Source organism: Anaeromyxobacter sp. SG64 (assembly GCF_022690745.1).
Lineage (GTDB): Bacteria > Myxococcota > Myxococcia > Myxococcales > Anaeromyxobacteraceae > Anaeromyxobacter > Anaeromyxobacter soli.
On sequence record NZ_JALCZB010000047.1, the window covers coordinates 12,776 to 33,572 of the forward strand.

At 74.6% G+C, this 20,797-nt stretch carries 16 protein-coding genes; 2 read left to right on the top strand and 14 right to left on the bottom strand.

Annotated features, from left to right (window positions below; translation table 11 throughout):
• Positions 1–7 precede the first annotated feature (7 nt).
• Positions 8–1,075, top strand: a complete 1,068-nt coding sequence (locus MNZ29_RS14645) for a glycosyltransferase family 1 protein (protein WP_242337512.1) — start codon at positions 8–10, stop codon at positions 1,073–1,075.
• Positions 1,076–1,232: 157 nt separating this feature from the next.
• Positions 1,233–3,920 (top strand): glycosyltransferase, encoded by a 2,688-nt coding sequence (locus MNZ29_RS14650; protein WP_242355668.1) that lies wholly within the window; start codon positions 1,233–1,235, stop codon positions 3,918–3,920.
• A gap of 14 nt (positions 3,921–3,934) precedes the next feature.
• Here MNZ29_RS14650 and MNZ29_RS14655 read toward each other — a convergent pair whose 3' ends face one another.
• From MNZ29_RS14655 to MNZ29_RS14720, 14 genes are all read right to left on the bottom strand, one after another.
• Positions 3,935–4,948 carry a methyltransferase domain-containing protein gene (locus MNZ29_RS14655; RefSeq protein ID WP_242337516.1) on the bottom strand — a complete coding sequence of 338 codons (1,014 nt, stop codon included), beginning with the start codon at positions 4,946–4,948 and terminating at the stop codon, positions 3,935–3,937.
• Positions 4,945–6,165 carry a glycosyltransferase gene (locus MNZ29_RS14660; protein ID WP_242337517.1) on the bottom strand — a complete coding sequence of 407 codons (1,221 nt, stop codon included), beginning with the start codon at positions 6,163–6,165 and terminating at the stop codon, positions 4,945–4,947. The genes MNZ29_RS14655 and MNZ29_RS14660 overlap by 4 nt, the downstream gene beginning before the upstream one ends.
• A 7-nt stretch (positions 6,166–6,172) precedes the next feature.
• The gene (locus MNZ29_RS14665) at positions 6,173–6,937 is read right to left on the bottom strand and encodes an ABC transporter ATP-binding protein (protein WP_242337519.1); all 765 of its coding nucleotides are present in this window, start codon (positions 6,935–6,937) and stop codon (positions 6,173–6,175) included.
• A gap of 2 nt (positions 6,938–6,939) precedes the next feature.
• Positions 6,940–7,734, bottom strand: a complete 795-nt coding sequence (locus tag MNZ29_RS14670; protein WP_242337521.1) for an ABC transporter permease — start codon at positions 7,732–7,734, stop codon at positions 6,940–6,942.
• A complete protein-coding gene (locus MNZ29_RS14675; protein ID WP_242337523.1) occupies positions 7,731–8,996 on the bottom strand; it encodes an O-antigen ligase in 1,266 nt (421 codons plus the stop codon). Before MNZ29_RS14675 ends, MNZ29_RS14670 begins: the two co-directional genes overlap by 4 nt.
• A gap of 149 nt (positions 8,997–9,145) precedes the next feature.
• Positions 9,146–10,228: an LptF/LptG family permease gene (locus tag MNZ29_RS14680; RefSeq protein ID WP_242337525.1), complete on the bottom strand. Its 1,083-nt coding sequence runs from the start codon at positions 10,226–10,228 to the stop codon at positions 9,146–9,148.
• A complete protein-coding gene (locus tag MNZ29_RS14685) occupies positions 10,225–11,337 on the bottom strand; it encodes an LptF/LptG family permease (RefSeq protein WP_242355670.1) in 1,113 nt (370 codons plus the stop codon). The genes MNZ29_RS14680 and MNZ29_RS14685 overlap by 4 nt, the downstream gene beginning before the upstream one ends.
• A gap of 4 nt (positions 11,338–11,341) precedes the next feature.
• A complete protein-coding gene (gene purE, locus MNZ29_RS14690; RefSeq protein ID WP_243337962.1) occupies positions 11,342–11,854 on the bottom strand; it encodes a 5-(carboxyamino)imidazole ribonucleotide mutase in 513 nt (170 codons plus the stop codon).
• The gene (purD, locus tag MNZ29_RS14695; protein WP_242337532.1) at positions 11,854–13,116 is read right to left on the bottom strand and encodes a phosphoribosylamine--glycine ligase; all 1,263 of its coding nucleotides are present in this window, start codon (positions 13,114–13,116) and stop codon (positions 11,854–11,856) included. The genes purE and purD overlap by 1 nt, the downstream gene beginning before the upstream one ends.
• A gap of 283 nt (positions 13,117–13,399) precedes the next feature.
• Positions 13,400–14,974 carry a bifunctional phosphoribosylaminoimidazolecarboxamide formyltransferase/IMP cyclohydrolase gene (gene purH / locus MNZ29_RS14700; RefSeq protein ID WP_242337534.1) on the bottom strand — a complete coding sequence of 525 codons (1,575 nt, stop codon included), beginning with the start codon at positions 14,972–14,974 and terminating at the stop codon, positions 13,400–13,402.
• Positions 14,975–15,113: 139 nt separating this feature from the next.
• Positions 15,114–15,707, bottom strand: coding sequence for a sigma factor-like helix-turn-helix DNA-binding protein (locus MNZ29_RS14705; RefSeq protein ID WP_242337536.1), 594 nt, complete (start codon positions 15,705–15,707; stop codon positions 15,114–15,116).
• Between the two features lie 80 nt (positions 15,708–15,787).
• Positions 15,788–16,297, bottom strand: a complete 510-nt coding sequence (locus tag MNZ29_RS14710; protein WP_242337538.1) for a MerR family transcriptional regulator — start codon at positions 16,295–16,297, stop codon at positions 15,788–15,790.
• A 272-nt stretch (positions 16,298–16,569) separates the two neighbouring features.
• Positions 16,570–18,336: a protein kinase gene (locus MNZ29_RS24990; RefSeq protein ID WP_242337540.1), complete on the bottom strand. Its 1,767-nt coding sequence runs from the start codon at positions 18,334–18,336 to the stop codon at positions 16,570–16,572.
• A 97-nt stretch (positions 18,337–18,433) separates the two neighbouring features.
• On the bottom strand, positions 18,434–20,242 hold the full coding sequence (locus MNZ29_RS14720) for a glycoside hydrolase domain-containing protein (RefSeq protein ID WP_242337542.1): 1,809 nt from the start codon (positions 20,240–20,242) through the stop codon (positions 18,434–18,436).
• Between the last annotated feature and the right edge of the window lie 555 nt (positions 20,243–20,797).

Genomic DNA, 20,797 nt, shown 5'->3' on the forward strand with positions numbered 1-20,797 from the left:
AGCGCCCGTGCGCGTAGGCATCGACTTCACCTGGCTCCGCCCCGACCGCCTCGCCGGCCCCGAGCGCCACGCGATCGGCCTCGCCCGCGCGCTCGCGGCGCTGGCGCCGGGAGAGCTCGTCCTCTTCACCCGGCCGGACCCGCCGCCGAGCATCGCCGAGCTCGAGGTCGAGCAGCGCGCCGCGCCGCTCCGCACGCGCGTCGCGCTCGACCAGGCGTGGCTCCCGCTCGCCGCCGCCGGCGCGCGCGTGGACCTGCTCCACTCGCCAGGCTCCCCCACCCCGCTCCTCTGGCGCGGACGCTCCGCCGTCACCGTCCACGACGCGACGCCGTGGCTCGAGCCCGACGCCCTGCCCGCCGAGCAGCGCTGGTACGCGCGGCCGCTGTACCCGCAGGCGCTCGCGCGCGCCGCCGCGGTGTTCACGCCGTCGGAGGCGGCGCGGGAGGAGCTCGTGCGCGCGACGGGGGTCCCGCGCGAGCGCGTGCACGTCACGCCGAACGGCGTCGACCCGGTCTTCTTCGAGGCGCGCGCGCCGGAAGGCCCCCGCGCGCCCTACCTGCTCGCGGTCGGCACCCTCGAGCCGCGCAAGAACCTGCCGGTCCTGCTCGACGTGCTCCGGCTCCTGCGCCGCGAGGGGCGCGACCTGCGCCTCGTCATCGCGGGGCGGCGCGGGCTCACCCAGTCGCTGCCGCTCGGCGATCTCGCCCCGCACGTGCAGCTCGCGGGGACGGTCCCGGACGACGAGCTGCCCGCGCTGTACGCGGGCGCCGCCTGCTTCGTCATGCCCTCGGTGCGGGAGGGGTTCGGGTTGCCCCTCGCGGAGGCGATGGCGGCCGGGACGCCCGCGGTCGCGAGCGACATCCCCGCGCTCCGCGAGGTGGGCGGCGAGACGGTGCGCTACGCCGCCCCGTCCGACCCCGAGGCCTTCGCCGCGGCGATCCGGACGGCCCTCGACGACCGCGAGGGCTCGCGGCTGCGCGCCGCGGCCGCGCGCGGGCGCGCGCGGCGGTTCCGCTGGGAGGACACGGCGCGGCTGACGCTGGAGGTGTACCGGAGGGTGACGGGGCGGCGGTGACTTGCCCGCGGAGCAGGTGCACGGGCGCCGAGCGACGCCGCCCCGACGTCCTCCCTATCAAGGGTCCCAAGGGATCGGGCACTCGTGGCAAAGTGCCCGCAGCATGAGCTCGACCGTGACCTCCCCCCCGCCACCAGGCCGTCGCGAGGAGCAGAGCGTGTCGCACGACCCCGAGCAGGCCTCGGCCATGGACCCCGGCGGCATCGAGAAGGAGCTCGCCGAGGCTCGGCTCGCGCTCGCCCGCGAGCGCGCCCGCACCTCCCGGCTCCGCGAGGACCTGGAGCGCACCGGGGAGCGGCTTCGCCGCACAGAGGCGGAGCTCGAGGGGATCCGGACCAGCACGGCCTGGCGCGCGGCGCGGGTCTACTACCGCGTCCGGGACGGGTTCTGGCCGCTGCGGGTGGCGCACGGCCTGGCCCGGAAGGCGAAGGCCCGCCTCGGCGGGATGCGAGCGGTCGGGGCGGCGGCGCGCTCGCTCCTGCCGGACGGCGGGGGACAGGTCGTCGGGCTCACCCTGGGGCGCCGCGGACGGGTGAGCGTGGTGCTCCCCGTCTACAACCAGGCGTCGATGCTCGCGGAGTCCATCGAGAGCGTCCTCGCCCAGACGTACCGCGATCTCGAGCTCATCGTGGTCAACGACGGGTCGACCGACGGCGTCGAGCCCATCCTCGAGCGCTTCGCGGACGACCCGCGCGTCGTCGTCGTGACCCAGCCGAACCAGAAGCTCCCGTCCGCCCTCAACAACGGGTTCGACTTCGCCACCGGCGAGTTCTACACCTGGACCTCGGCGGACAACGTGATGCTCCCGCGTCAGCTCGAGGTGCTCGTGGGGTACCTCCGCGCGCATCCGGAGCAGGCGATGGTCTTCTCCGATTACCAGGCCATCGACGATCGCGGCCGCCCGCTCGACGATCCGCTCTTCCGGCCGCAGAACCAGGACCCGCACGACCGCAGCCGGATGCGCCTGCCGCGCGAGGTCACGGTGGAGAACCTCCACCGGAGCGGCGACAACTTCATCGGTGCGAGCTTCCTCTACCGGCGCGACGCGGCCCGCGTGGTGGGCGCCTACGCCGAGGACACGTTCGGCGGCGAGGACTACGACTACTGGCTGCGGATCCACGCGCTGTTCGGGATCGGCCACGTGGAGGAGGTCCTCTACCGGTACCGCGTCCACGAGAACACGCTGAACGCGCGCGCCCGCGAGCTTCGCATCGCGGAGAGCGTGCACCGCCTGCTCGACCGGCACGGCGAGCGGCTGGCCGCGCTGGCCTCGAGCCCCGCCTGGCTCCAGCTGGGCGTCGAGATCCCGGGCGCGCGGAGCGTGGCGGCGGGGGCGACGCCGGACGTCGTCGCGTACGCCCTGTCGCGCGCAGGCGATCCCGCCGTGCGCGAGCGCGAGGACTCCGACGACGCGCTGCGGGTGTGCGTGGTCGACCTCCCGCTCGACCAGGTGGACGAGGCCGCGGCGAGGCGCGCCGAGCTGCTCTTCGCCGCCGACCCGCTGGTCGCGGCGCACCTCGATCGCGAGCTGCCCGGCGGCGTGTTCCTCCTCGATCCCCGGCGCGAGCCGGAGCTCGCCCGCCGCATCGCGCAGCTGCGCCTCTTCGAGAAGCGCTGCGCGCGCGCGCCTCGCCAGCCGCCGGCGCGGGTCCTCCCCGTGCGCGAGCCGCTGCGCGTCGGCTTCCAGGTCGACGGGATGGACCGCGGCGGCCTCGAGCAGATCGTCTCCGACCTCGTCCGCAACCTCGATCGCTCGCGTGTCCGTCCGACCGTCCTCGTGCACGCGACGGAGTGCGGCCTCACCGGCCGGGCGCTGCAGAAGGACGGCGTGGACGTGGTGGTCACGGGCGGCGTCGAGGGACGGCTGATCGCGGCGGCGCAGGAGCGTCAGCTCCAGGTGGTGAACCTGCACCACAGCGTCGCCGGGCTGACCGGTTATCGCGGCCTGGGTCTCTCGACCGTGTACACCGTGCACTCGAGCTACGTGTGGCTGGACCCGCAGGCCCGGAGCGCTCGTGCCGAGCGCCTGCGCGACGTGGATCTCCACCTCGCCGTGTCGCCGCAGGTGGGGCGCTTCTTCGAGGCGACCTTCGGGGTGGATCCGCGGCGCGTGCGGATCGTGCCGAACGGGCTCGACCCGCGCGCGCTCGAGGGCGCGTCCCGGGGCTCACGCGAGGAGCTCGGCCTTTCCGAGGGCGACTTCGTGTTCCTGCAGGTGGGGTCCTTCACGCCCAACAAGCTCCAGCGGACCACCGTCGAGGCGCTCGCGAGGGTCTCCGTCGACGTGCCGCGCGCGCGGCTCGTGCTCGTCGGCAATCCGTTGGACGCGCGCTACGCCCGAGAGGTCGACGAGGCCGTCCGCGCCGGCGGGCTCTCGGACCGGGTGCGCATCCTGCCCTGGGGCAGCCGCGACGCGATCGCGGGCCTCATCCGCGCCGCCGACTGCTTCGTGCTCCCGTCGCTCGTGGAGGGGTGGAGCATCGCGGTCATGGAGGCCATGTACTTCGGGCTCCCGCTGGTCGTCTCCGACGTGGGTTCGGCGCGGGAGGTGATCCACGAAGGCGACATCGGGATCGTGATCCCGTGCCCCTACGAGCGGCTGTCGGAGCTGACGCTCGAGCAGCTCGTCGCGCTCGGGGAGCGTCCCCCGGAGGAGTACGTCGAGGTGCTCGCCGCGGCGATGCGCGAGGTGGCGCTCCACCCGGACGCGTGGCGTGCCCGCGGCGCGCGCGGCCGCGAGAAGGTCATGGGGCCCTTCCACGTCCGCGCCATGGCCGACGCCTACGCGGGCGCCTACGTCGACGCGTACCGCTGGCTGCGGAAGACCGGGACTCGCCGGGCCTGAGCCCGGCGCGCGGCTCACTCCTGCGATGCCGCCACCGCGGCGCGGAGCGACGCCGCCCCGTCCGCGAGAGAATCCCACCCGCGCAGCCGCGCGTGCGCCGCCTCGACCCGGCCCGTGGTCCCGTCCCACGCGGCGACCGCGGCCGAGACGGGGTGCTCCCGCAAGGTCGCCACGGCACGCGCGAGCACATACGAGCGGCGCGCCCGATCGGCCTCGAGGCGCTGCGCGCAATGGGCGGCCTCCGCGCGCAGCGACGCGAGCCGTGCGCGCGCGGCTTCGCCCTCGGCAGCGAGCGCATCGCGCTCGGCGCGGAGCGCGTCACGCTCCTGCGTCAGCGCGTGGCGGGCTTCCGCGAGGGCCGCCGCCCGCGCCACGCCCGCCGCGAGCGCGGGCTCGAGCCTCAGCGGTATCCCCTCGGCGCCCCGCCGGGCGTAGGTCGCGAGCGCCTGATCGCCCGCCCACCACGACCCTTCGATCCCCGCGCAGTGCGCGACGCGGAGATCGACGAGCTCGAAGCCGCCGACCTCCAGGGGGAAGCTCTCGAGCTCGAACGTGTAGGCGTGCTCCTCGATCCGCTCCCGCTCCTCGAACGGCACGAGCAGGAGGACGTAGCGGCCCACCCTGGGCAGGAGCGACGCGAGCACGCCCCACGGCGCGGCGAAGTGCTCGAGCGTGTTCGACGTGAAGAGCACGTCGTACTCCCGATCGAGACCCGCGCGCGACACGGCGAAGGAGACCCCGGCGTGCCGCCCGCTCGCGCGCTCCACCGCCGCGGGCGAGACGTCGAGGCCGGTGACGGGCGTCCCCCACGCGGCCGCGAGCGCGGCGGCGCCCTCGCCCTCCCCGCAGCCCCAGTCGCACACGCTCGCCCGGCGCGCGCGGAGGTCGTCCGCCACCGCCGGGGGCACGAGCGAGAGCGCCAGCTCCGCGAAGAAGCGGGACTGCGCCGGCCCGCCGCGCGCCCCCCAGTCTCCGCTCGCGAACCGCGCCTCCCAGTAGTCCGGCGAATTCACCGCTGGCCCCGTCATGCGCGCCTCCTCTCCGCCGGCGCCGTGGCTCCCGCGTCGAGCGCGGCGAGCACCCGATCCACGCGCTCTCCCCAGGTGTTCTGCTGCACCTCGCGGGAGAGGAGCGCCTGATACGCGGCGTCTCCCCGCCTGCCGACGGCCGCCCGCACCGCGGAGAGGAACTCCGCGGGCGTCGCGGCGGTGGTGACGGACCGGTACTTGCGGCACTCGTCCATCGGCGTCGTGACGATCGGAGCGCCGGCGGCCATGTACTCGAACAGCTTCACGGGCGAGGTGGAGCGCGTCACCTCGCTCACCTCGAACGGGATGATCGCGACGTCGAAGCGCCGCGAGTAGCGGGCGAGCTCGCCGTACGGGCGCTCGCCGAGCACGTGCACGTTCGGGCGCGATGCGATGCGTGCCGCGGAGCCGTCGTGATCCGGGCCGATGACGACGAAGCTCAGCTCCGCGCCGTCCTGCGTCACGCGGTTCAGCAGCTCGAAGTCGAGCCAGCGTGCGAGCGCGCCGTAGTAACCGACGATCGGGCGACCCAGGGCGACGATCCGCGCGAGGTCCTCGGGGGGCGCCTCGCCCTCCCTCCCGCGGAAGTCCGGAGCGTGCACGCCGTTCGGCGCGAGCACCGCGTCCGGTCGCGCTGCGCGGATGGCCGCGTGGAGCCGGTCGGCGCTCGCGACGACCACGTCGGCCCTGCGCACCAGCGCGTCGTGGTCCGCGTGCATGCGCCGGCAGTGCATGCTGAAGACCTCGAGCTCGTCGATGTACTCGTACACGACGCGCGGCTCGCGGAACGCGCGCAACCACGCCTCGTTCACGGTCCAGTTGAGCCACAGGATCGGCCGCGCGAGGTGCGCGACGAGCCGCGGATCCGCGCAGAGGAAGACGTTCGGCTCGACCTCGCGCAGCCCCTCGACCGCGTCCGCCGCGGGGTTGCAGGTGCAGAACACGCCGACGTAGCCGCGGCGGCCGAGCTCGCGCAGGAGCTGGTGCGGGCGCTGGTGGAGGTATCCCCAGTTGATCGTCGGGAGGTACACCACCACCCCGCGCGCCTCCGCGATCCGGGCGTCGAGCGCGGCGAGGGCGGCGGCGTGGCGCGCACGCAGCAGCGGCGCGGGCAGGCGCGCGCGGAGCGCGATGGCGCCCTTCTTCGCGGCGTACACGGCCTCCGGACCGCCGAGCGAGATCGCGGCGCGGACGGCGCGGCGGAGACCGACGCCCATCGCGCCCTCACCCCGCCCGCGTCGCCGCGTGCGGGACGAACCCCTGGAGCTCCCGGTAGCGCGCGATGGCGGGCGCCGGCGCGCCGTCGAACTCGACGCGGCCATGGTGCAGCACGATCACCCGCTCGCAGAGCTCCGCGACCGTCTCCATCGCGTGCGAGACGTAGAAGATGGTGCACCCGGATCCCTTGAGCTCGCGGATGCGGTCCATGCACTTGGCCTGGAAGCGCTCGTCGCCCACCGCGAGCACCTCGTCGATGATCAGGATCTCCGGCTCGACGTCCACCGCGATGGCGAACCCGAGCCGGGCGTACATGCCGGAGCTGTAGTTCTTCACCGGCATGTCGATGAACTCGCCGAGCTCGCTGAACTCGACGATGCGGTCGAACTTCCGCTCCATCTCCCGGCGCGTGTGGCCCATGAGCGCGCCGTTCAGGAAGATGTTGTCGCGGCCGGTGAGCTCCGGATCGAAGCCTGCCGCGAGCTCGATCATGGGCGAGACGCGCCCCTCGACCTGCACCCGCCCCTCGGAGGCGCGGAGGACGCCCGCCGCGATCTTGAGGAGCGTGCTCTTGCCGGAGCCGTTGTGGCCGACGAGGCCGACCGACTCGCCGGGGCCGACGTGGAACGAGACGCCGCGGAGCGCCCAGAACTCGTCGGCGGTGCGCAGGTGCCGGAAGCGGCCGAGGACCGCCTCCTTCAGCGTGGTCACCCGCTCCCGGTACATCCGGAAGCGCATGCCGACGTTCTCGAAGGTGAGGGATCCGGGCATGTTCAGAAGTTGTGGATGTGGCGGTCCTCGGACCGCACGAAGAAGGCGCCGCCCGCGAGGAGCGAGACCGCGGCCGCGAGCGTCGCGAGCCCGACGAGCCCGGCGGGCGGGATCCGCCCCTCGTAGATGGTCACCTGGAACATCCGCACGATGGGCGCGGCCGGATTGAGCGCCAGGGCCATGCGCAGCGCGGGGTGGAGGTTCTCGAGGAACGACACCGGGTAGATGACCGGCGTCACGTAGAACCAGATCTGGAAGAGCACGTCGATGAGGTGCCGGACGTCGCGGAAGAACACCGAGAGCGAGCTGAAGAGCAGCGCGAGCCCCGTCGTGAACGCCGCCGCGAGCAGGAACGCGAGCGGGACGAAGAGCCAGGACACGCCGGGCGGGCGGCCGAGCGCGATCGCCAGGATCGCCAGGGCGGGCAGCGACAGGACCGCGTCCGTGAGCTTCGAGCCGACCGCGGCGAGCGGGTAGACCGCCTGCGGGACCGCCACCTTGCGGATGAGGCTCTGGTTGCCGAGGAGCGACATCGAGGCGGAGACCGAGCCGACCGAGATGAGCGTCCAGGGCAGGAGGCCGGCGAGGAGGAACACCGGGTACCCCTCGATGCCGATCCGCATGATGGTCGAGAACACGAGCGTGTAGACGACCATCTGCAGGAGCGGGTTGAGGAGCGTCCACAGCATCCCCAGGGTGCTGCGCTTGTAGCGGACCTTGAGGTCGCGCGCGACGAGCAGCGCGAGCAGCTCCCGGTAGCGGAGCACCGCCTGGACCGATCCCACGAGCGCCATCATGCCTGCGATTCCCCTGCCTTGCCGTTCGACGCGTCCGGCCGCGGCCGCGCGAGCACCGCCGCGATCCCGATCGCGCAGCCGAACGCGAGCGCCGGCTCGGACGTCCAGAACACGTCGTGCACGGCGGAGTTCACGAGCAGCGCGGCGATCACCGCGAGCCCGCCCACGGCGCCGGCCCGGCCGAGCGCGTCCGCGCCGCGGCGCCACCGCGCGAACGCCACGGCGAGGAGCGCGAACCAGGCCACGACGGCGCCGCCGAGCAGCGGCCCGCCCTCGGCGACGGCCGAGAGGAGCGCGTCGTGACACCAGGCCTGCACGCCGAACTGCGGATCGCGGCTCTCCCAGTAGGGCGCCGACCAGCGCGGCAGCGCGCCGTAGCCCACCCCGGTGAGCGGGTGGTCCCGGATGACGTCCGCGCACACGGCCCAGATCGTCTCGCGCCCGTTGCCGCCCCCCGTCGCGCGGGTCTCCTCCAGCCAGTGCCAGGCGGCGGGCAGGAGCGGGCTCACGGCGAGCGCCCCGGCGGCCGCGGTCGCGAGCGCGATCCGGCGGGTCCGGCGCTTCATGGCAGCGGCCGCGACGATCGCGGCGGCGACGGCGAGCCCGGCCCACGCGGAGCGCGCGCCCGTCAGGAACACCGCGGCGCCCGAGGCGACCGCGGCGAAGGCGAGGAACGCGCGAGCCCTCCGGGGAAGCGGCGCCCGCGCCGCGAGCGTCCCGGCGAGCACCGCGACCGGCGTGAGCGCGTGGGCGAGCCGCGTGTACCAGCTGAAGAACCCCACGACCGCGAAGCGCTCCGGCGCGCCCGGGGCGAACACCTGGCGGTACGCAGGAGGCAGGGACGTGCCGCGGAGCCCCAGCGCGTGCATCGGGTCGATCCCCGTGCGCACCTGGACCCAGGCGAAGAGGGCCGGCACGAGGGCGGCGGCGCTCCACACGGAGAGCACGAGGAGCGCCCGCCGCCGAGGCGCCTCGGGATCGTCGCCGGCTCCCGCCTCGAGCGCGAGGGCGACCACGAGCGGCGCGAGCAGGTAGCGCCAGTGGAACGCGGCGGAGGGCGAGCCCGGCGGCAGGCCCGCCGACCATGCGAGCGCGACCGACCCGGCCGCGCTCGCGGCGAGCACCAGCACGGGGACGGCGACGCGCGCGACGGGGGGCCGATCGCCGAGCACCCACAGCCCCGCCACGGCGACCGCGGCGACGGCGAGCCCGATCTGCATGCCCGCGATGGAGATGGGGAGGAACGCCGCGTGGACGGTCACGCCGGCGATGGCGGCGCGCGCGAGCAGGGAGCGCGCAAGCCCCCCATGCCGAGCCTCATCGCTCGGGCCGACGACCGCCTCCCCAGCACGCATGCCGCCCAACACTAATACACAACCGTCCGGAGCGCCTCCTGGCGTCGCCCCTCGGGTCACCGCGCCCGCCGCACCGCGACCGCGCCCACCACGAGGAACACGACGTTCGGCGCCCAGGCCGCGAGCCACGGCGCGACGTGCCCCGAGAGCCCCATCGCCCAGGTGACGCCCTGCGCTCCCCAGAACAGGAGCGAGACCCCGACCGACTCGACGAGCGCCGCCGCGATGTGGCCCTTGCGGTTGCGGCGCAGCGCGAGCGCGAGCGCGAGCATCGCGCCGGGCGCGCCGGCGAACGGGTACGCGAGCCGGTTGTAGCGCTCGAGCTGGAACTCGGCGACCGGCAGGCCCAGCCGGCGGCGGATCGCGATCTGGGAGAGCAGCGTCTTCCAGCGCATCTGCGTGGGCCGCCCGGGGACCACCGCGAAGGCGTCGGGCGGCTCGGGGAACTCGTACCGGCGCGAGGCGGCCCGGTCGAGCCGCACGCTCCCGTCCGGCTGGAACGTCCGGTCCTCGACGTCCTCGAGCAGCCAGCCGCCCCCCTCGGGCCGCATCTTGTCGGCGTCGATCCGGCGCACCAGCCGGAAGGCGTCCGAGACCTCCATCACCGTCACGCGGGCGAACCCGCCGTCGGGCAGCGTCCCGCGGAGGTGGTACACCCGCCGTCCGTCCTTGCCGCGGAACCAGCGCTTCGGCTCGCGCGCCGCCTCGAAGCGGCGCCGGTCGCCGCCCCGCCCGAAGCGGAGCGCCTGGATCTCCTCGGCGCGCTCCGCGGCCTCCACGCCCCACAGGTCGTGGACGACGAGGAGCGCTCCGCCGGAGAGGATCGTCACCGCGATGACGGGCACGGCGAGCCGCCACGGTCCGAGCCCCACCGCGCGCATTGCGGTGTACTCGCGGGTCCGGCGGAACGTCGAGACCGCGATGGCGGCGCCCAGGATCATCGCCGCCGGCGCGACCTGCCGCACGACCACGGCGGCCTTGTACACGTAGAGCTCGAGCACCGCCCCGACCCAGCCCGGCCCGGTGAACGCGGCGGCGTTGTCGACGAAGTCGACCGCCAGGAAGATCGCGACGACGCCCGCGAGCGCGCCCAGGAACGCGGCGAGCGTCCGGCGCGCGACGTACCGGAACAGGATCACCGCACCGCCCCCGTGCCGCGGTGGACCTGGATCGCGATGAGCGCGAGCGCGAGGGCGGACAGGACCAGGGTCGGCAGCTCGAGCGCGAGCGCGGCCGGGAGCGCGCCGCGCTGCGCCATCACCTCCCCGGCGCGCAGGAGCAGGTAGTGGGCGACCACCACGAGGAAGGTCGACCCCACCCCGAACGCGCGGCCCGCCCTCCGGGAGGCGCCGAGCGGGACGGCGAGCAGCGCGAACGGGATCACCGCCAGGGCCGAGGCGATCCGCCGGTGCAGCGTCCCCTCCGCGCGCCGCGCGCCGACGACGTCTCCCTTGGCGCGCGCCTCCGCGGCGCGCGCGCGCAGCTCGGCCACGCCCTCGCGGCCGGTGCGGGACACGGCGTTGCGATCCGAGAGCGCGGTCCCGAGCCCGAGGACGACCTCGGCCCGCCGGAAGGTGGCGAGCACGTACTCGTCCGAGTCCACCTGCTCGCGATGGACCTCGCCGTCGTCCAGGACGAGGCGCATCTCCTCCCCCGCACCGACCGGCTCGAGCCGGCCGCCGTGGGCGAGCGCCAGCACCGGCGCGGAGGGATCGGAGCGGTCGCTGATGAGGACGTTCTCCCAGCGCCCCCTGTGGACCCGCTGCGCGTAGAGCGTGTACCCCGGGATCTGGTCGTAGAACGTGCCCGGGCGGACGTCGTTCATGACGTTGTGCTTCACGATCTCGTTGAGCCGCGTGCGGGCCGCGTCGAGGCTCGCCGGCACCGCCTCGAGCGACAGCCAGAGCCCCACGCCCGCGACGGCGACGCCGAGCGCGAGCGGGACGGGCACGAGGAACGCCGGCGAGAACCCCGCCGCGCCGAGCGCCACCACCTCGCGGTCCTCGGCGAGCCGCCCCACCCCGAGCACGGCGCCGAGCAGGAACGCGATCGGCAGGACGTACCCGAGGAAATACGGCAGGAGGAAGACGATCACCGCGCCCACGTCCACGAGCGACACGCCCGAGCCGAAGAGCACGTCGGCCTGCGCGAGGAGCTGCGTCGCGAGCAAAATCTGGGTGAGGAACAGGAGGCCCGCCGCGAAGGGGAGCAGGATCTCCTTGGCGAGGTACCGGTGGAGGAGCCGCAACCGGCTAGCCCTTCGGCGGCGCGAGCTTCGCCTGGAGGGCGGCGTCCTTCGCGAGGACCTCCTCGGCCATCTTGCGGCGCTGCGCCCGGACGCGCTCGGCGACCTCCGCGTCCGTGCGCGCGACGATGCGCGCCGCGAGGAGCCCGGCGTTCCGCGCGCCCGCCTTGCCGATGGCGAGCGTGCCGACGGGCACGCCCGCGGGCATCTGCGCGGTCGAGAGCAGCGCGTCGAGCCCCTTCAGATCGCTCGCCGCGAGCGGCACGCCGAGGACGGGGAGCTCGGTCTCCGCGGCGCAGACGCCGGCGAGGTGCGCGGCGGAGCCGGCGCCGCAGACGAGGACCTGGATGCCGCGGCCGGCGGCCTCGCGCGCGAGCTTGCCCGTGCGCTCCGGCGTGCGGTGCGCGGAGGAGACGTGGACCTCCGCCGGGATGCCCAGCTCGTCGAGCGCCTTCTTCGCCTCGGCCATGACCTCCCAGTCGGAGTCGGACCCCATGAGGATGAGAACCTTCGGCTCCATCACGCCCTCTTGCCGATGTCCCTGCGCAGCTGCATGCCGCGGAAGCGGATCCTGGCCGCCGCCTCATAAGCGCGGCGGGCGGCGTCGTCGAGGTCATCGCCGAGCGCGCACACCGTGAGCACGCGGCCGCCGGCGGTGACGATCCGTCCATCCCGGGCGCGCGCCGTCCCGGCGTGGAACACCTGCACGCCCTCCTCGAACGGGCCGGCGAGGCCGTCGATGGGATCCCCCGCGGCGGGCTTCGCCGGGTAGTGCTCCGCGGCGAGCACCACGCCGACTGCCGCCCGGCGATCGAACTCGAGCGTCACGTTCGACAGGTCTCCCTCCGCCGCGCCGAGGAGCGCGGGGACGACGTCGCTCGTCATGCGCAGCAGGATGGGCTGCGTCTCCGGGTCGCCGAGCCGCGCGTTGAACTCCAGGACCCGCGGGCCGTCGGGCGTGAGCATGAGGCCCGCGTAGAGTGCGCCGCGGAACGGGCGGCCCCGGCGGGCGAGCTCGCGGACGGCGGGCAGGAGCACGTCCCGCTCGACCATCGCCGCCACCTCCGGCGTCACCGTGGGCGTCGGCGAGAACGCGCCCATGCCGCCCGTGTTCGGGCCGCGGTCGCCGTCGAAGATGCGCTTGTGGTCCTGCGCCGCGGCGAGCATGCGCACCCGCTCGCCGTCCGTGAAGGCGATGCAGCTCGCCTCGGGCCCCTCGAGCCGGTCCTCGACCACGACGCGCGCGCCGGCGCCGCCGTGGACCTTCTGGACGAGCATCGCGCGGAGGGCCTCCTCCGCCTCGGGGAGCTCGCCGCACACGACGACGCCCTTGCCGGCGGCGAGCCCGTCCGCCTTCACGACCACCCGCCCGCCGCGCGCGCGGGCGAAGGCGAGCGCGGGCTCGAGCGCGGTGAACGTGCCGTGGCCGGCGGTCGGGATCCCGGCCGCCTCCATGATCTCCTTCGCGAACGCCTTCGAGCCCTCGATCTCCGCGGCGGCCGCGCTCGGGCCGAACACCGGGATGCCCTCGCGCGCGATGCGGTCGGCGAGGCCGGCGACGAGCGGCGCCTCCGGGCCGATCACGACGAGGTCGATCTGGTTCTCGCGCGACCAGTGCGCGATGCCCTCCACGTCGGTCGCCTCGAGCGCCACGAGCGTCGCCACCTCGGCGATGCCGGGGTTGCCGGGGGCGGCGAACAGCTCACGGACGAGGCGGCTCCGGGAGATCTTCCAGGCGAGGGCGTGCTCGCGCCCGCCCGATCCGACGACGAGTACGCGCATGGAGACCCGGGCTTATATCACGTCCCATCGGGCCACGGCGGGGGTCGGCGAGCCCTCCTCCACCCCGGCTCGGCGGCCTCCCTCCAGACCGGAAAGCCCCCCGGGAGGGCCTTTCCCGATGCGCCGGCCCGCCTCGCCAGGAGGCGTGCGAGCGCGAGGCCCGGCCGCGCCCCCGCCCTCGCCGTCACCCGGAGGAACGTGCCGCAGCGTCACATCGCAGGAGTGCCGCGAGCGCCGCGCCAGCCCTGGCCGCAGCAGGGACGAGCCCGCGCGGGGAGCGCCCTCAGTGCCGGAAGTGCCGCATCCCCGTGGCGACCATCGCCACCCCGGCGGCGTCCGCCGCCTCGATCACCTCGGCGTCGCGGATCGAGCCGCCCGGCTGGATGATCGCGGTCGCGCCGGCCTTGATGATCTCCTCGACCCCGTCCTTGAACGGGAAGAACGCGTCCGAGCCGACCGCCGAGCCGGCGAGCTGGAGCTGCGCCTTCATGCGCGCGGTCTTCACCGACTCGACCCGGCTCGTCTGCCCACCGCCGATCCCGACCGTCCGGCGCTCCCGCGCGAACACGATCGCGTTCGACTTCACGTGCTTCACGACCTTCCACGCGAAGAGCAGATCCTGCCACTCCGCGTCGGTCGGCGCGCGCTTCGTCATCACCTTGCAGTCCTCGCGGCGGATCGCGCCCAGATCGCGGTCCATCACGAGCAGGCCGCCCGGGATCGAGCGGAGCTCGCGGAGCTCCTCCGGGCGGCGGGTCCAGCTCGCGCGCGGCGCGGCGAGGCGCGGCGCCTCGAGCAGCCGCAGGTTCTTCTTCGCGGCGAGCGCGGCGCGCGCCGCGGCGTCGTAGCCCGGCGCGATGACGCACTCGAGGAACAGGTCCGTGAGCTCCTTGGCGGCCGCGGCGTCCACCGGGCGGTTGAGCGCGACGATGCCGCCGAACGCGGAGACGGGATCGCACTCGCGCGCGCGGGCGAACGCCTCGGCGGGCGTCGCGCCGAGCGACACGCCGCACGGCGTGTTGTGCTTGATGACGACGCAGGCGACCTCGTCGTGCTCCTTGAGGGCGGCGAGCGAGGCCTCGAGATCGAGCAGGTTGTTGTAGCTGAGCTCCTTGCCCTGCAGCACCTTCGCGAACGAGACCGTCGGCTCGTCCGGCTCCCGGCCGGCGCGGTAGAACGCGCCCGCCTGGTGCGGGTTCTCGCCGTAGCGGAGATCCTGGGCCTTCGTGTAGACGGCGCCGAGCGTCGCGGGGAAGTGCGCCGGCGGCGCCTCCGGCGTCTCGCGCGCAGTGAGGTACTCGGAGATCGCGGCGTCGTACGCGGCGGTGTGCGCGAACGCCTTCTTCATGAGATCGAAGCGCGTCTGGCCGGAGAGGTCGCGCGAGGCCTCGAGCTCGGCCGCGACGCGCTCGTAGTCCGCGGGGTCCACGACGACGCCCACGTGCGCCGCGTTCTTCGCCGCGCTGCGGACCATGGTCGGCCCGCCGATGTCGATCTCCTCGACGCACTCCCAGAACGGCTTCCCCGCCGCGACCGCCTCGCGGAACGGGTAGAGGTTCACGACGACGAGGTCGATGGGCGGGATGTCCCGCGCCTTCACGTCCGCCTCGTCCGAGGCGAGCCCGCGGCGATAGAGGATCCCGCCGTGCACCCGCGGGTGGAGCGTCTTCACGCGGCCGCCCAGGATCTCGGGGGCCTGCGTGTAGTCGCCCACCGGGACCACCGGGATGCCCGCGTCTGCGAGCGCGCGCTGCGTGCCGCCGGTGGAGAGGATCTCGACCCCGAGCGCGGCGAGGCGCTTCGCGAACGGGACGAGGCCCGTCTTGTCGGAGACGGAGACGAGAGCGCGGCGGACCATTTTGAACACCTCCGGGAAGGGGTGCCCTTGTAGCCCGCGCCGCCGGAGGATTCAACGGGTGAGCGGCGGGGCCGCGCGCCGCACCCCCGCCGCCCGCCCGCCGCCGCTGCTGCCCGCCGGCGGCTGGCCGACCCGCGAATCAATCCAGGAGATCGTCCGCCCCGCAGCCGCCGGGCGAGCGCGGCTCGTCCTCGGCGATGGTCCGCAGCTTGGCGAGCCCCCGCGTCTCGACCTGACGGATGCGCTCGCGGGTCAGGTTCATGATCGACCCGACCTCCTCGAGCGTGATCCCGCCGCGGTCCGCGACGTCGAGCGCGCACGTCTCGTCGAGCTCCCAGACCTCGCGATCCGGGAAGTTCAGCTTGATCGACCCGGTGGCGGGGTTCACGTCCAGGTAGAGGTGGTGCTTGCAGGCGATGAACATGCAGGGGCGCGGACCGTTCGCGCACTCCGCCCGCGAGCGTGGCCGGCTCGCCTCGATCTCCCGCACCGTCGCCTCGAGCTCGGGATCGACGATCCCGAAGGCGCGCTGGCGCCGGAGCTCGCGCGCGATCTCCTTGCGCGACATCGTCTTCGACCGCCGGCGGCCGCGCTTGTCGTCGATGTCGCCTTCGAGGTCGAGGTCGCCGTCCTCCGGCGCGCCGCCCACCGGGCCCACCAGCAGCTCCTCCCCGTCCTCGCGCGCCTCGTCGCCGGCCTGGATCTGCGGCTCGCTCCGCTTCGCCTCGCTCATCCCCTGCCCTCCCTCTCCACCGTCCACCGCGGCCTGAGCGCCGCACCGTCCACCAGGCGCCGGGCCGGCGCCCACGATCGTCACGCCCCGGCGGCCTCCGCCGGGACGGTCGCGACCGCGCCTCCCACCTTCTCGAGCCTCCCGAGCGCGCTGCGCGCCTCGCGCTCCGCGCGGGAGAGCTCCTCCTCGAACTGCTTGCGGCGCGGGTGCGCCCGCGCCTTCTGCGACAGCTGCGCCACGAGCTCGTTGAGCCCCTTCTCGACGTCCTCGAGCTGGTTGCGAACCGTGACGAAGCTCCCGCGGATGTCCTCGACCGTGTAGCCCTCCGCCATCATCCGCTTGATGAGCGCGATCCGCCGCACGACCGAGACCGGGTAGAGCCCGGTCGACCCGGTGTGCTTGCCCTTCCGGCCGACGCGCCGGCTCCGGGGCAAGAGCCCCATCTGCACGTACTTCCGGAACGTCGAGGCGGAGAGCCGAGCGCCCTTCGACTCGAAGAGGCGCACCACCTCGCCGCTCGTGATTCCACCCGCACGCTCGCGCTCGACGCGGGCGATCTCTTCGGTGCGGAGGTACTCGGCTGGGTTCATGGATCGAAAATCTTCTTTTGGAAACTTGATTTGGAAGGTACTCCACTGAGTGGCAGAGGGTCAACCGAGACCGGTGGTCCCTGAGGGAGGGCGTCTTGTCGCAGGGTCAGCGGTGGCAGCGACCGCGCGTCACTGCGACCGGAGGCGGGCGATCCACCCGGGGTGCGCGGTGAGCGGGGACGGTCGCCGTCCGTCGAGGAACGGAGCGGCGATCAAAGGCGGGCTCGGATCGACGGGGGGCCGGGGCGATCGCGGCGGCAGCGCCGCCGGGCTCAGCGCGCGCCAGGCCGCGCGAGCACGACCGTTCGTCGGCCGGGCGTGATCGTGACCACTCGCACGTCCGCGCCCTTGGGATGGTCCACGCGGACCCGGTAGCGGCCCGCCGGCAGGCGAACGTCGAGCGGCGTCTCGCCGAGGCGCGCGCCGTTCACGTGGACCGTCCCCCACGGCACCGCGTTCACGCCGAGCACGCCCAGCCCCGACGACGCCGCGGGGAGGGCGAGGCCGTTGAGGCTCGGCGCGATCCGCAGCGCCTCGATCGCGGGGAGCGGCGAGAGCTGCAGCCCGCGCCCGCCCGGTGGCTCCGCCGCGGGCGCCGCGCGAGGCCCGGTCGGCTCCGCGGGCGGGGGCGCGTCTGACGCGACGCTCGCCTCGTGCGGCTCGTTCACGCCGGAAGGAGACGGCAGCCCGGAGGACCGGTCCGAGGGCGACGGGTGGGTGAGGGACGCGGGCGCCAGCGAGGCGCGAGCGGCGTCTCCGGGCGGAAGGGCCGCGGCAGCGCCCGCGCCGCGCGCGGGGTCCGAGGCCGCCGCGCGAACCGGCTGCAGCGCCACGGCCTCGCGCCTCGCTCCCCGCCGCAGGGCGAGGCCGGCAGCGAGCGCGAGGGCGACCGCGACCAGGGCGAGGACGAGCGCGCGCCGGGGCGTGCGACGGCGAGCCGACGGCGCGGCGGTGCGGGTGGCGGACTCCTCCCGCAGCTCGCCGCTCGGGACCGGGCGGGCGCTCGCCTCGGCCTCGAGGGTCGCCGCCGGCGGAGCGGACACCCGGGTCGCCCCACCCACCGGCTCCGCCGCGACGGGCACCGGCCTCACGCGCGTGCGCTCCGGCGCGGGCGCGGGGGCGGGCCCCTCCGGCCAGAGCGCCTGCATGAGCGCGCGCAGATCCACGTCCGCGGGCGAGCGCGTGATCCGCAGGAGCACGCGGGCGAGCGACTCCGCCAGCCCCTCCGCCGACGCCGTCCGCCGCTCCACGTCGCGCTCGAGGGCGCCCAGGACGACGGCGTCGAGCTCGGGCGGCACCTCCTCGTTCCACGCCGACGGCGGGGAGACGACCGCCTCGCCGAGCACCGCGCCGAAGGTCGCCGCCTCGGAGTCGCGCGCGAAGAGCCGGCGACCCGCGCAGAGCTCCCACAGCACGACCCCGAGCGCGAACACGTCCGCCCTCGCGTCCACGGGCTCGCCGCGCGCCTGCTCCGGCGCCATGTACGCGAGCTTGCCCTTGAGCGTTCCCGGCGCGGTGAGCCCCGCCCGGCCCATCGCGCGGGCGATGCCGAAGTCCGCGAGCTTCACCTCGCCCTCGAACGACACGAGCACGTTGTGCGGGGAGACGTCGCGGTGGACGAGGCCGAGCGGGCGGCCGCCGTCCCCGAGGCGGTGGGCGTAGGCGAGCCCCTTCGCGACCTCGGCGGCGACGTGGACCGCGCGCGGGAGCCCGAGCCGGACGCCGCGCTCGCGCGCCCGCTCCACGACGCGGCCGAGGTGGTGCCCGCGCACGAGCTCCATCGCGATGTAGTACCGGCCGTCGATCTGGTCGAACTCGAAGACCTGGACGACGTTCGCGTGGCCGAGGCGCGAGGCGAGCCGCGCCTCCTCGATGAACATGCGGACGAAGGCGCCCTCGGCCTCGTGCTCGCCGCGCACGAGCTTCAGCGCGACCTCCTTCACCACGCCGGCCGCGAGGGTGACCTCCGCGCGCCACACGTCCGCCATGCCGCCGGAGGCGAGCGGCTCGACGAGCCGGTACTTTCCGAACGCGCGCACGCGCGCCGGATTCTACGACCGCCGGACTGTGACGGAAAGGAAAGGGCGCGGCCGGACGGACCGGCCGCGCCCCTCTGCGCACACGTGACGGTGGGTACTACCTGCCCCGGCGGCGCCGCCGCGCCCAGGCCACGAGCGAAGGCAGCGAGAGGAGCGCGCCCGCGCCGAACCCGCCCGAGGAGCCGCAGCCGCCGCCCTGCACGAGCGGGAAGCTCGGCATGCCCGGCACGCCCCCCACCGAGGCGAGCTTCTTCCCCTGCACCGCGAGGATCTGCATCGCGAGCGCCTCGCGCGCCGCCATCACCCGCTGCGGGTCGACCTCGGTCTGCGAGGCGGAGGGGAAGAGGTCGCGCGCGATCTTGCGCGCGGCGTCGCCCTGGCCCGCGTCGGCGAGGAGCTTCAGGTACTCGTAGTCCTCCATGCCCTCGCGGATCATCTTGAGCCGGATCGAGGCGACGGGGATCTGGGTCGAGCCGCCGATCCGATCGGGCCGGCCGGGGTAGAAGAGCGTCCCGTCGCCGTTGCCGGAGAAGTCCCACTGGTTCGACCACGCGTCGTGGGTGAACGCGAACGCCGTCTCCCAGTACAGCTCGCCGGTCGCGCCCTCGAGGAAGGAGATCCACTCCATGGCGCGGTTCCGCACGGCGGACGCGTCGATCATGTAGGAGGGCCAGCCGGTGGTGTACTCGTCCCACTCCGACGGGCTGCCCATGTTCACCGTGCCGCCGCAGCCGTGGCTCATGCAGCTCTGGTAGAGCCAGAGCTCCTTGGCCTTCGACTGCGCGAGGAAGCCGTCGTACTTGGAGCGGTTGTCGCCGGGGTGCTCGCCGGTCGGCTTGTCGTCCATCCAGTTGATGACCGGCACCATGATGTCGATGTCGCTCGACACGCCGTGCGCGTCGGAGTCCCAGATCTGCGTCGTCACGAGCGTCTTGAACTCGGGGTCGGCGTCATGGACGGCCTGCGTGCGGGTGGGGATGTCGTCCCAGCTGCAGGTGAGGGGCGGCTCGTCGCAGGTGTAGTCGAAGAGGCGATCCATCCAGCCCTTCGCGCGGAAGTGCTCCGCCCAGCGGCGGTGCTCGTCGACGGAGGTCTGGTTGCCGACGTACTTCACGGTCGTGAGCTTCGCGCCGGGGAGGCGCGTCTGCGCCGTGCCGTCCACGAGCGCCGCGTAGTACTGGTCGAAGTGGTCGAAGTCGCCGTGGTGGCCGTCGTCGGCGACGCCCGAGAGCGAGATGCGGTGGTCGAGGCCGAGCGCGGCGTAGCGCGCGCGGATGGCGGCGTCGTCCTCGGGCGACACGCCGTGGCCGCCGGGGATGAGGCCGTACGACAGGCCGAAGTGCGTCTTGAGCGACGCCGTCGACGGCAGCTCGAAGTCCCAGGCCGTGAGCATCACGGGGATCTGCGCCTCGCCGGCGTCGGAGGTCACCGTCACCTTCCCGAAGTAGCTGCCGGGCTTCGCGTCGCGCGGTACCCGCACCTCGACCCAGATCGCCCGGCTCTCGCCCTCGGCGACGTCGAAGGGGAACGCGTTGCGCTTCTCGCCCACGACGTCGTCGACGTCGGGCACGAGCGCGTCCGGCCACCGGCCGGTGCCGCCGTCGAGGGCAGACGGCGTCTGCACGTCGATCGCGTCCTCGCGGTAGAGCTTCACGTCGTCGACGGTGCCGGGCCCCTGGAGGCTCGTGGCGCTCGCGGACACGCCGCGCGCCGGACCGGTCACCACCACCTGGAATGCCTCGAACTCGTTGCGGGCCGCCGCGATGCGCGCCTCGGTGCTCGGGCGCGGCTTTGCGTCGGGCCGGATCTTCTCCGTCGCAGGGGCCACCCACACGTCCGCCGCGGAGGCGAACATCGGGGCGATCGAGAGGGCGGCGGCGAAGAGGACGGCTCGGCGGGAAGTCATCGGGTGGGGCTCCTTTCCCGTTCGGGTTTGCGAACGAGGAACGGAGGCCCAAGCGAGCGAATTTCTCGCCCCCCGGTGAGCAGAGGTGCCGCGGAGAGGGTGAAGCTCGGCCGCGCACCCACGCCATCCGACGCCCGGCGCCAGGGTGAGCCGATTCGTACAGCGAGCTCGCCTGCTCGCGATCGGGGCTGGGGTTACTGGAAGATCCGCGCCGGCTCGGCGCCCCGGCGCGGGCGTGGGCTACGCCCTGCTCGCACGCCCGTCGTACGGGCGGCGCCCAGGCTGTGGCCAATTTGGGGATAGGCGCGGCGGGATGGGCGCGCGGCGGTCACGCGCGGCCGCGTGCCGGCGACGCACGGACGGCCAAAACGGCTCGCGCCGCACGGCGTGAGCCGCGCGGCGCGAGGGTGGGCGGCGGGAACCGCCCGATCAGGCTCTGCCCCGACCTCGGCTGCTACTCACCGCCGTGGGGCGCGGCGGGGAACGCCGGCAGCGGCGGAGGCCGCGCGGCCTGCCGCGCGCGCGCCGAGGGCAGCGGCGGAGGCCGCTGGAGGG

What these genes read in the sequence shown, in the direction of transcription:
- MNZ29_RS14655 (WP_242337516.1), bottom strand. Translation starts at nt 4,948, where the DNA reads ATGACGGGGCCAGCGGTGAATTCGCCGGACTACTGGGAGGCGCGGTTC.
- MNZ29_RS14660 (WP_242337517.1), bottom strand. Translation starts at nt 6,165, where the DNA reads ATGGGCGTCGGTCTCCGCCGCGCCGTCCGCGCCGCGATCTCGCTCGGC.
- MNZ29_RS14665 (WP_242337519.1), bottom strand. Translation starts at nt 6,937, where the DNA reads ATGCCCGGATCCCTCACCTTCGAGAACGTCGGCATGCGCTTCCGGATG.
- MNZ29_RS14670 (WP_242337521.1), bottom strand. Translation starts at nt 7,734, where the DNA reads ATGATGGCGCTCGTGGGATCGGTCCAGGCGGTGCTCCGCTACCGGGAG.
- purE (WP_243337962.1), bottom strand. Translation starts at nt 11,854, where the DNA reads ATGGAGCCGAAGGTTCTCATCCTCATGGGGTCCGACTCCGACTGGGAG.
- purD (WP_242337532.1), bottom strand. Translation starts at nt 13,116, where the DNA reads ATGCGCGTACTCGTCGTCGGATCGGGCGGGCGCGAGCACGCCCTCGCC.
- purH (WP_242337534.1), bottom strand. Translation starts at nt 14,974, where the DNA reads ATGGTCCGCCGCGCTCTCGTCTCCGTCTCCGACAAGACGGGCCTCGTC.
- MNZ29_RS14705 (WP_242337536.1), bottom strand. Translation starts at nt 15,707, where the DNA reads ATGAGCGAGGCGAAGCGGAGCGAGCCGCAGATCCAGGCCGGCGACGAG.
- MNZ29_RS14710 (WP_242337538.1), bottom strand. Translation starts at nt 16,297, where the DNA reads ATGAACCCAGCCGAGTACCTCCGCACCGAAGAGATCGCCCGCGTCGAG.
- MNZ29_RS14720 (WP_242337542.1), bottom strand. Translation starts at nt 20,242, where the DNA reads ATGACTTCCCGCCGAGCCGTCCTCTTCGCCGCCGCCCTCTCGATCGCC.